At 67.0% G+C, this 9,783-nt stretch carries 11 protein-coding genes; 10 read left to right on the forward strand and 1 reads right to left on the reverse strand.

The features are described from left to right. Nucleotides 1-538 precede the first annotated feature (538 nt). The 7 genes from Q1W26_RS17080 to Q1W26_RS17110 all read left to right on the forward strand — a co-directional run bounded on the left by Q1W26_RS17080 (nt 539) and on the right by Q1W26_RS17110 (nt 5,881). A complete protein-coding gene (locus Q1W26_RS17080; protein ID WP_300442654.1) occupies nt 539-1,015 on the forward strand; it encodes a hypothetical protein in 477 nt (158 codons plus the stop codon). Nucleotides 1,016-1,228: 213 nt separating this feature from the next. Further along, nucleotides 1,229-1,861: a ubiquinol-cytochrome c reductase iron-sulfur subunit gene (petA, locus tag Q1W26_RS17085; RefSeq protein WP_300442655.1), complete on the forward strand. Its 633-nt coding sequence runs from the start codon at nt 1,229-1,231 to the stop codon at nt 1,859-1,861. A gap of 37 nt (nt 1,862-1,898) precedes the next feature. Then, a complete protein-coding gene (locus tag Q1W26_RS17090) occupies nt 1,899-2,183 on the forward strand; it encodes a cyd operon YbgE family protein (RefSeq protein WP_300442656.1) in 285 nt (94 codons plus the stop codon). A gap of 129 nt (nt 2,184-2,312) precedes the next feature. Then, entirely contained in the window at nt 2,313-2,987 is a 675-nt protein-coding gene (locus tag Q1W26_RS17095) for a phospholipase (protein ID WP_300442658.1), read from the forward strand. Between the two features lie 4 nt (nt 2,988-2,991). Further along, nucleotides 2,992-3,807, forward strand: a complete 816-nt coding sequence (gene nudC / locus Q1W26_RS17100) for an NAD(+) diphosphatase (RefSeq protein WP_300442660.1) — start codon at nt 2,992-2,994, stop codon at nt 3,805-3,807. A 73-nt stretch (nt 3,808-3,880) separates the two neighbouring features. Continuing rightward, a complete protein-coding gene (locus Q1W26_RS17105; protein ID WP_300442662.1) occupies nt 3,881-5,143 on the forward strand; it encodes a glycerate kinase in 1,263 nt (420 codons plus the stop codon). Between the two features lie 156 nt (nt 5,144-5,299). After that, on the forward strand, nt 5,300-5,881 hold the full coding sequence (locus Q1W26_RS17110) for a peroxidase-related enzyme (RefSeq protein WP_300442664.1): 582 nt from the start codon (nt 5,300-5,302) through the stop codon (nt 5,879-5,881). A 4-nt stretch (nt 5,882-5,885) separates the two neighbouring features. On the opposite strand, the gene Q1W26_RS17115 is transcribed toward Q1W26_RS17110, so the two are convergent. Further along, nucleotides 5,886-8,129: a PAS domain S-box protein gene (locus Q1W26_RS17115; RefSeq protein WP_300442665.1), complete on the reverse strand. Its 2,244-nt coding sequence runs from the start codon at nt 8,127-8,129 to the stop codon at nt 5,886-5,888. A 195-nt stretch (nt 8,130-8,324) separates the two neighbouring features. Between Q1W26_RS17115 and napF the strand changes: the two genes are divergently transcribed. From napF to Q1W26_RS17130, 3 genes are all read left to right on the forward strand, one after another. Next, on the forward strand, nt 8,325-8,825 hold the full coding sequence (gene napF / locus Q1W26_RS17120; protein ID WP_300442667.1) for a ferredoxin-type protein NapF: 501 nt from the start codon (nt 8,325-8,327) through the stop codon (nt 8,823-8,825). Next, a complete protein-coding gene (locus Q1W26_RS17125) occupies nt 8,822-9,136 on the forward strand; it encodes a chaperone NapD (protein WP_300442669.1) in 315 nt (104 codons plus the stop codon). Before napF ends, Q1W26_RS17125 begins: the two co-directional genes overlap by 4 nt. Further along, on the forward strand, nt 9,133-9,783 hold a 651-nt coding region (locus Q1W26_RS17130; protein WP_300442671.1), incomplete at its 3' end, for a molybdopterin-dependent oxidoreductase. The genes Q1W26_RS17125 and Q1W26_RS17130, both read left to right, overlap by 4 nt.

Raw genomic sequence — 9,783 nt, forward strand, 5'->3', positions numbered from 1 at the left:
CCGGAAGGCCCCGCCTGCTGGTGCGCGGATCAAAGGTTCAGACGGGCTTTTACGCACGCCGAGCCTTTACTGATGCCGCATCGCAGATCACCGGACAAAGCTACGAACCGTTGATCACCTGCATTTCCGGTCCCCTCTGACGTGCCGACTGGAGGTGATGACGGGCGGAAAAAGGGCTTCGCATGTCTGAGCCCGAAGGGCGAGTTTGCGAAGACCCCGCACGGCATCGCCGGAAGGAGGGAACCCCCGAAGGGGGCGCGGCAGCGGGGTACGTTTTCTTGCCTTCTTCTTTGTCGTACAACAAAGAAGAAGGTCGCCCGCCGGGGCGAGACCCGGCCGATGTAAGGTCATACACCGGAAAGCCGTCCCGCAAGGGCTAACCGGTTCGCGGTCGAATGGAATGAACCACCAAGGTTCGCGCAACGTGTGGAAAGCGCGTCCCCCGACAGGTGAGACTCTCCAAGCCCGGCGGCTCGGCCAGGAAGAGTGATTACACACTTAACGCGAACATAGCCAAATTCAATGATCGGGTTCATGAATGAAATCGAAAAAAATACGCTCTCTGTTGCTGGTCTTGCTGCTGCCCCTGGCCGCCGTGGCTGCGCCTCTCGTCCCCGGCACGCAGGTGCCCGCGCTGGTGCTGGAAGACCAGCACGGCAAAACCGTGTCGGTCGGTGCGGGCACAAAAATCGTGTTGTTCACCGCCGACAAGGCGGCCAGCGATTTTGCGAATGAAGTGCTGGGCGCCCAGCCGGCTGGCGTGCTGGAGCGGCTGGGCGCGGTTTACCTCGCGGATATCAGCGCCATGCCGGCCTTGATCTCGCGGATGTTCGCGCTGCCGGCGCTGCGCGAGCTGCCCTTTCAGGTCGGGCTCGGTCGAGAGCCTGCGAGCCTCGCCGATCTGCCCCGGGAGCGCGGCGCCGTCACGCTGCTGCGCCTGCAGGACGGCAAGGTGCTGGCGCTCGAGTTTGCCCGCGACGCCGGCCAGCTCCGGCAGGCCCTCGGGCTTCGCTAGGGCCGGGGCGCTGGCAGTGTGGCAGTGCGCGTTTCGCTGCCCCGTAACTGCCATCTGCCGGATGGCAGACATCACCGCCCCGGTCGTGAACAGCAAGTCGATGATTCCATTGGGTTTGCAAGGCTGTGACGGCGTGGCACGGATATTGACTGCCCCTTGCTGATGCGTGCCCCGAAATGTTCGGGGCCGCCACCCCCTATGGAGACAATCATCATGGCCGACACCCCCCGATCCAGCGCTGCTTGCTGTGCCCCCGATCCCCTCTGCAACCCTTCCCGCCGCCAGTTGCTGATGGCCACCGCGGGGGTGGGCGGTGCGCTGGTCGTTGCCGCGGCGGCACCCTTCGTCGCCAGCCTGACGCCCTCCGAACGCGCCCGTGCCGCCGGTGCGCCGGTGGAGGTGGATATCGACAAGCTGGCCCCCGGCGAACTGATGGTGGTGGAGTGGCGCGGCAAGCCGGTGTGGGTGCTGCACCGCACGCCGGAAATGCTGGCCGCGCTGGCCAGGGCCGAGCCCGATCTCGCCGATCCCGCCTCCGCCGTGGACACCCAGCAGCCGGACTACGCCCGCAATACCCACCGCTCGCTGAAGCCTGAATACCTGGTCGCGGTGGGTATCTGCACCCATCTCGGCTGCTCTCCGTCCAGTGCTTTCGAGCCCGGCAGCCCGGCGATGGGGGCCGACTGGCCGGGCGGCTTCCTGTGCCCCTGTCACGGTTCCACCTTCGATTTTGCCGGGCGGGTTTTCAAGAACAAGCCGGCGCCGACCAACCTTGAAGTGCCGCCCCACCGATACATGAGCGACGCGCGGCTGCTGATCGGCGCCGACGATTCCGGCGTCGCCTGAACCGCCCATCCCCGGGCCCAAGCCAAAGGAGCACCCCTTGGAGCACAAGATTTCCAATGAGCCGGATTCCGGCTTTCGCCTCCTGTCCCTCGCCACGGGCATCGTGCTGGCGCTGCTGCTCACGGTTTTTCCGCAGCTCGCCATGACCCGCTGGGGCGTTGCCGATCACGTTGCGGCCTTGCTGCTGCTCTGGTCGATGAGCGCGGGTTTTGTCAGCGGAGTGGGCTTCGTGCCGCGTCACCGGCTGCCGCGCCTGTTGCTGTCGAGCCAGGCCTGCCTCGGGGCGCTGGTGCTGGCCCTGCTGCGGGTGGCCAGCCACTGACTGAAGGCGTCGCGGCGCCGCCCGCCAGGCCTGGGCGGGCGCCTTCGGGGTGCTTCTGCGGCGGCGCACTTTTCGGGTAAGGTGCGGGCTCCCTCCCGATCCGCTCCCTGCCCGATGAACGCGCCTTTCATGCTGCCTCCCCTCGTCGAAGACCTCGGCCTCGCCTATCGCCTCAGCCCCGCCCGCGGCCGCCAGTCGGCCCTGTTGATCCTGCTGCACGGGGTTGGCGCCAATGAAACCTCGCTGGCCGGCCTGGTGCCGCTGATGCCCGAGCACGTGGCGGTGGCGCTGGTGCGCTCGCCCTTTCCGATGGGCATGGGGGCGTTTTGTGCCTTTGCGGTCAATTTCACCGCCAGCGGCCCGGTGATCGATGCGGCCCAGGCCGAAGCCTGCCGGCAACGGCTGGCCGATTTCGTGGGCCAACTCCAGGCGCGCACCGGCATTGCCCCGGCGCGTACCGCGGTGGCCGGCTTCAGCCAGGGCGGCGTGATGGCGGCCGGGCTGGCGCTCACCCGGCCGGACTGCGTGGCGGGTTTTGGCCTGCTTTCGGGCCGCACCCTGCCGGAAATCGGCCCGCTGATCGCCCCCGCCGAAGCCCTGGCCGGCCTTCAGGGCCTCGTGCTGCACGGCGATTTCGATGATCGTCTGCCGGTGGCCTTTGCCGAGCAGAGCGTCGAGTTGCTGGGCAGCCTTGGCGTGCCCTTCACGCACCAGCGCTACCCGGCCGCCCACGAAATCACCCGCGACATGGCCGTCGATTTCGTGGCCTGGCTGGCCCGTCTGCTGCCCGCCGAGGAGGTTTGATCCATTGATCGAGACATCTTTGCCCGGCGCCTTTGATGCCGGAGGTTGGTGGTTTGTGCTGCGCGGGCGCGAGCTGCTGCTGGCTGCCGATGGCGGAATTCCCGTCGGCCCGTGCCCGGTCGATTGCGGCACCCGGCAGGTGCTGGGTGAACTCGACGGCCGGCCCTGTTACGCCGTCGATCTGCCCGAGGTGGCCGCAGCGCCGCCCGGTGGCGTTTTTGCCGACCCCAAGACGCTGCTCGACCGCCTGCCCCAGCGGGCCGGCGGCATGCTGGCGCGGGCGCTTGAAATCATCGAATGGGACCGCTCGCACCGCTTCTGCGGCGCCTGCGGTGCGCCCACCGCGCAGCACAGCGTGGCCATCATGCGGGCCTGCAGCAACGACGCCTGTCGCCGCGAACATTTTCCGCGGGTGTCGCCGGTGGTCATCGTCTCCGTCGAGCGGGGCGACGAAATCCTGCTGGGCCGTTCGCCGCATTTTCCGCCGGGGCTCTACAGCGTGCTGGCCGGCTTTGTCGATGCCGGCGAGAGCGCCGAAGAGGCTGTCCACCGGGAGATTTTCGAGGAAACAGCCCTCCGCGTGCGCGACCTGCGCTACTTCGCCAGTCAGCCCTGGCCTTTTCCCCATTCGCTGATGCTGGGCTACCAGGCCAACTACGCCGGTGGCGAAATCGTCTGCGCACCCGGCGAGATCGAGGACGCGGCTTTCTTTCACGTAGACCAGTTGCCCACGACCTTTCCGCTCAAGGCCACGCTGTCGCACTGGCTGATCCGCGATTTCTGCCGCCGCCACGGCCGCGTCTGGCCGCCCGCAGGCTGAATTGTGCGGGCCGGACTGGCCGCGCGCGGGCTCCATTTCCGATGATCGAAACCGTTTTCAAGGCCGCACCAACATGAATCTTCCACCCCGTGATCTGCTGGCCCGCATGTTTGCCGCCGCTGTCGATGCCGCCCGGCCCGAGCAGTCCATCCCGCGCTTTCTGCCCGATCCGCCGGCCGGCCGCACCTTGGTGATCGGGGCCGGCAAGGCGTCGGCCGCCATGGCGCAGGTTCTGGAGCGCCACTGGCCCGGCCCGCTCCAAGGCCTGGTCGTTACCCGCTATGGCTACGCCGTGCCTTGCGAGCGCATCGAGATTGTCGAGGCCGCCCACCCGGTGCCCGACGCGGCCGGGCGCGAGGCCGCCGGCCGCATGCTGGAGCGGGTGCGCGGGCTGACTGCCGACGATCTCGTGATCTGCCTGATCTCGGGGGGCGGTTCGGCGCTGCTGCCGCTGCCGGGCGAGGGGGTCACGCTGGAAGACAAGCAGGCCATCAACCGGGCGCTGCTCAAGTCGGGTGCGACGATTTCGGAGATGAACTGCGTGCGCCGCCACCTGTCGGCCATCAAGGGCGGCCGGCTGGCGGCGGCCTGCCACCCGGCGAGGGTGGTGAACCTGCTGATTTCCGACGTGCCCGGCGACCGGCCGATGGACATTGCATCCGGCCCCGCGGTGGCCGACCCGAGCAGCTGCGCCGACGCGCTGGACATCGTGCGCCGCTACGCCATCGACCTGCCCGCTGGCGCCCGCACACTGCTTGAAAGCGGCGCCGGCGAGACGCTCAAGCCGGGCGATGCGCGCCTCGCCGACGTCGTCACCCATCTTGTAGCCACCCCGCAAATGGCCCTGGAGGCCGCGGCCGACGTGGCCCGCGCCGCCGGCGTCACGCCGCTGATCCTCGGCGACAGTATCGAGGGCGAAGCCCGTGACGTGGGCAAGGTGATGGCCGCCATTGCGCTGCAGGTAAAAAGGCACGCACAGCCGCTGGCCGCGCCCTGCGTGCTGCTCTCCGGCGGCGAGACGACCGTGACCGTGCGCGGCACGGGCCGCGGCGGGCGCAACGTGGAGTTTCTGCTGGCGCTGGCCGTGGCGCTGGACGGTGCGCCGGATGTTTTTGCGGTGGCTGGCGACACCGACGGCGTCGACGGGCTGGAGGAGATCGCCGGCGCCTTCGTCACCCCCGACACCCTGGCCCGCGCGTGGGCGCTGGGCATCCGCCCGCTGGGCCGTCTCGACGACAACGATGCTCACGGCTTCTTCGAAGCCCTCGGCGACGCCCTTGTCACCGGCCCGACCCTGACCAACGTCAACGACTTTCGGGCCATCCTGGTCGCCTGAGAACCGCGCCCGCCGTCCTTGCGCAGGCCGTCACCATTGCGCTTTCGGCCAGACTGCATGCCATTCCCGCCGATCTTCAGCGAGGCCGGCACGCAGCCCGCCGGCGCGCCCTAAACTGGCGCCGCCCCACCGAAAACACAACGACAGGAGATACCTATGAGCGATCGCCCGATCAGCCGTTACCCCGTGCCCGAACTCGCCGATCTGCCCGACGACATCCGCGAGAAAATTCTCGCCGTGCAGGAAAAAGCCGGCTTCGTGCCCAATGTGTTTTTGACGCTGGCCCACCGCCCGGACGAGTTTCGCGCTTTCTTTGCCTATCACGACGCGCTGATGGAAAAGGACATCGGCCTCACCAAGGCCGAGCGCGAGATGATCGTCGTGGCCACCTCGGGGGCCAACAACTGCCTGTACTGCGTGGTGGCCCACGGCGCGATCCTGCGCATCCGGGCGAAGAACCCGCGGGTGGCCGACCAGCTGGCCACCAACTACCGCAAGGCCGAGATCACCCCGCGCCAGCGCGCCATGCTCGATTTTGCGATGAAGCTTTCACTGGAATCGGGCGCCGTCGGCGACGCCGACATCGCCGCGCTCAAGGCCCACGGCTTTGACGACGAAGCCGTGTGGGACATCGGCGCGATCACCGCCTTCTTCGCCATGAGCAACCGCCTGGCCAACCTCACCTCGATGCGCCCCAACGACGAGTTCTACCTGATGGGGCGCTTGCCGAAGGCCTGAGCAATCAGCCGCCGGGCGGGGTGCGGCAGCGTCGATGCACGCCGCGTCCGGCAGCCTTGGCTTCGTAGAGGGCCTGGTCGGCTCGTTCGAGGAGGCGTGCCGGGGTTTCGCCGTCGTCGGGGAACAGCGCAATGCCGACGCTGCCGCCGATCCGGGCCTCGTGTCCGCCAGCGAGCACAAAAGGCGTCTCGAGCTGGCGGATGACTTCGTCCGCGACGGCCGTCACGCCATCGGCGCCCGGAATGTCTTCGAGCACGATCACGAACTCGTCGCCACCGATGCGCGCCAGGGTGTCGGCGTTGCGCAGGCGCGCGGTCAGGCGCGCCGCCACGGCGGTCAGCAGCTCGTCGCCGGCCTGGTGGCCGAGGGTGTCGTTGACGGGCTTGAAGCGGTCCAGGTCGATGAACAGCACCGCGCCTTTTCCGCCGCGGCGTTTGGCGCTCTTCAGGGCGTGTTCCAGCCGCTCGAGCAGGTGCCCGCGGTTGGGCAGGTTGGTCAGCGGATCGTGGTGGGCCAGCCTTTCCAGCTCGCTCTTGGGGTGTTTCATCCGGTTGATGTCGATGAAGATGCCCACGTAGTTGCTGACCTTTCCGGTGTCGTCATGCACCGCGCTGATGCTCAGCCAGACCAGGTAGGTGTCGCCGGACTGGCGACGGTTCCAGATCTCGCCCTGCCAGTTGCCGGTCTCGCCGATCGACTTCCACATTTCCTGGTAGAACGCGGCGTCCTGCAGGCCGGACTGGATGAAGCGCATGTTGTGCCCGCGCATCTCGCTGAGCGAATACTCGGAAATCCGCTCGAAGGCCGGGTTGGCCTCGATGAGGCCGCCGCAGGGGTCGGTGATGACCACGCCTTCTTCGGTGCAGTTGAACACCATGGCCTGCTGGCGCAGGCGCTCCATGTTCAGCTTTCTTTCGGTGATGTCCCGGGTGGTGCCCCGGTAGCCCCTGAACTCGCCGTTCCGCGAGAAGACCGGGTCGCCGCTGACCAGGAACCAGCGGGCTTCGCCGTCGATGTTCAGGACGCCCAGTTCCAGATTGCGGAAGGGTTGATGGGCTTCCAGCGTGGCCCGGTGGGCCTGCCAGGTTTCGTCCGAAATGCCGAAGGAGGGCAGCTCCCAGCGTCTCTTGCCGATGTAGCCCGCCAGATCGAGTCCGGAACGGACGATTGCCGGCGAAACCGCCTTGAAGCGGAACTGGGCGTCCAGTTCCCAGAAGTAGTCCGAGGCGATGTCGGTGAGGTTGCGGAACACCTCGCGCTCTTCTTCAAGGGCGAGTTCGGCCTCCTTGCGCTGCTGGATGTCCTGGACCACCGCGATGAAATAGGCCGGCTGGCCGGCATCGTCGCGCACCAGCGAGACGGTAGCGCTGATCCACAGCAGATGGCCGGCCTTGTGGATGTAGCGCTTTTCAACCGTGAACGTCTGGCGCGTGCCGGCCAGCACCTCGCTGGCCAGGGGATTGTCCGGCTCCAGGTCTTCCGGCCAGGTGAGATCCTGGTAGGTGAGCTTGAGCAGCGCCTCCCGCGGGTAGCCGACAATGTCGCAGAGTTTTTGATTGACGCGCAGCCAGTGCCCGTCCGGTGCCACGTGGGCGATGCCCACGGCGGCCTGCTCGAAGGTGGCGCGAAAACTCGCCTCCAGCTGGCGCAGTTTCACGTTGGCTTCGGCGTTGAGGCGGGCCAGATCCTCGTTGGCCTGCCTGAGTTGCGCGCTGTTCGCGGCCACCTCGAGGGAGCGCGTGACGACTTCCGTTTCGATTCTTTCGGCCTGCTCGCGCAGCGCCGTGTCGAGCTGGCGCGGGCTAATGCCCTCCCGCTGCAGGCGCACGAATTCCGTAACGTCCTCGACCCGGTGGATGATGAAGCGCAGGCCCCCGTCCGGCCCTGTGACAGGCGTGTTGAGGGGGCGCCAGTAACGCTGCGCGAAGCCGCCACCCTCGGCTTGCGGGTTGGGGATGTCGTACTTCTGGAGCGGCATGGCGTCCGGCCTGAGGGTCCGGGCCACGCGCTGGAGCGACACCCGCAGCTTGCGCACTCCGTCGGCCAAGGGGGCGTCGGGGTTGTCGGGAAACACGTCGAAGATGCTCCTTCCGACGATGTCGGCCCGCTGCGTCATGGTGGCGCTGGTGTAGGCGCGGCTGACCCCGACGATGACGAACTGCGGGTTCAGGACGAGATAGTGATCCGGCGCGCTTTCAAACACGCTTTGAAAGTCGGCATGCGTAAGCGCTGCAAAGTTTTCGTCCATGAGGCACTGCCCTTCAGCCAGCTCTTCCTATTCCCATAATAAGACTAAGGTTATAGATCGGCGGCTTTATATCGGGTGCTCGATGTCGTAACTGACGATGCGGCATTGCAACATCGATTTCCTTCGCGCAGATCAAGGTTTCTTTCTATCGTGGGGTATAGCATCATTCCGTTTTGCAATAACCACGAGCCGAAAATGGATGTTTCCCGCCGTCGCTTCCTGGGTGCTCGAACGCCCGGCCCGGCGCCGTTTCGGCCGCCGTGGAGCACTATCGAAGCCGCTTTTCTCGACGCCTGCACCCGCTGCGACGACTGCGTCAAGGCCTGCCCGACCGGCCTGCTGATGCGCGGAGCGGGCGGCTATCCAGAAGCCGATTTCACCGCGGCCGCGTGCACCTTTTGCGGCGATTGTTCGCGCGCCTGCGCCACGGGCGCCATCGGTCGCGACACCGCCGCACGGCCCTGGTCCTTCGGCATTGCCATCAGCGAAGGCTGCCTGGCGGCGCAAAACGTCGATTGCCGCGTGTGCGGCGAAATGTGCGACGTGAGCGCGATCCGTTTTCGCCCGCGCATCGGCGGCGCGCCGCTGCCCGAAGTCGATAACGCCGCGTGCAACGGCTGCGGCGCCTGCATTGCCCCTTGTCCCGTGGTGGCGGTAACGCGCACGGTTCTCAACCCCGCCCCGGAGCTCCCATGAACATCGTCAGTCTCGTGCTGCGCATCCGCCCGGAAACCCGCGCTGAAGCCGAAGCCGCCCTTGCCGCCTATCCCGGCGTCGAATGCCATGGCATGTCGGACGACGGCAAGCTCGTCGTGACCGTCGAGGATGCTGATGGCGCGGCCATGTCCGACACCCTCATCGCCCTGCATCGCGTGCCGCAAGTGCTCGCCGCGACCCTGGCCTACGAACACTGCGACGCCATGCTTGATGACGTCCCGACCAGTGACGCCCCGTTTTCGAATCAAGCGCAAGCCCTGAAATCCCCCTGCGAGGACGCTCAATCATGACCATCAACCGACGCGAATTCATCAAGACCCAGGCGATCGCCACCGCCGCAGCCACGGCCGGCATCTCCATCCCGGTGCTGGCTGCTCCCAAGGACGGGGCGGCCCCGGCCGGTGACAGCAAGGTGCGCTGGGACAAGGCACCCTGCCGTTTCTGCGGCACCGGCTGTTCGGTGCTGGTGGGCGTGCAGGACGGCCGCGTGGTGGCCACCCAGGGCGATCCGGATTCCCAGGTGAACCGGGGTCTCAACTGCATCAAGGGCTACTTCCTGTCGAAGATCATGTACGGCGAGGATCGCCTGACGCGGCCGCTGTTGCGCATGAAGGATGGCAAGTACAGCAAGGACGGTGAGTTCACCCCGATCAGCTGGAATGCGGCCTTCGACATCATGGCCGAAAAGTGGAAGACCGCCATGAAGGCCGAAGGCCCGGGCTCGGTCGCCATGTTCGGCTCCGGCCAATGGACCATCTTTGAAGGCTACGCCGCCTCCAAGCTGATGAAGGCCGGCTTCCGCTCCAACAACCTCGACCCCAACGCCCGCCACTGCATGGCTTCGGCGGTAACCGGCTTCATGCGCACCTTCGGCATGGACGAGCCGATGGGCTGCTACGACGACATCGAGCAGGCCGACGCCTTCGTGCTGTGGGGC

Source organism: Zoogloea sp. (assembly GCF_030157465.1).
Lineage (GTDB): Bacteria > Pseudomonadota > Gammaproteobacteria > Burkholderiales > Rhodocyclaceae > Zoogloea.

Bases quoted from the DNA above. Each gene is read 5' to 3' on its own strand.
- Q1W26_RS17125 (WP_300442669.1), top strand. From the start codon at position 8,822: ATGAACATCGTCAGTCTCGTGCTGCGCATCCGCCCGGAAACCCGCGCT.
- Q1W26_RS17080 (WP_300442654.1), top strand. From the start codon at position 539: ATGAAATCGAAAAAAATACGCTCTCTGTTGCTGGTCTTGCTGCTGCCC.
- Q1W26_RS17105 (WP_300442662.1), top strand. From the start codon at position 3,881: ATGAATCTTCCACCCCGTGATCTGCTGGCCCGCATGTTTGCCGCCGCT.
- Q1W26_RS17110 (WP_300442664.1), top strand. From the start codon at position 5,300: ATGAGCGATCGCCCGATCAGCCGTTACCCCGTGCCCGAACTCGCCGAT.
- Q1W26_RS17115 (WP_300442665.1), bottom strand. From the start codon at position 8,129: ATGGACGAAAACTTTGCAGCGCTTACGCATGCCGACTTTCAAAGCGTG.
- napF (WP_300442667.1), top strand. From the start codon at position 8,325: ATGGATGTTTCCCGCCGTCGCTTCCTGGGTGCTCGAACGCCCGGCCCG.
- petA (WP_300442655.1), top strand. From the start codon at position 1,229: ATGGCCGACACCCCCCGATCCAGCGCTGCTTGCTGTGCCCCCGATCCC.
- Q1W26_RS17095 (WP_300442658.1), top strand. From the start codon at position 2,313: ATGCTGCCTCCCCTCGTCGAAGACCTCGGCCTCGCCTATCGCCTCAGC.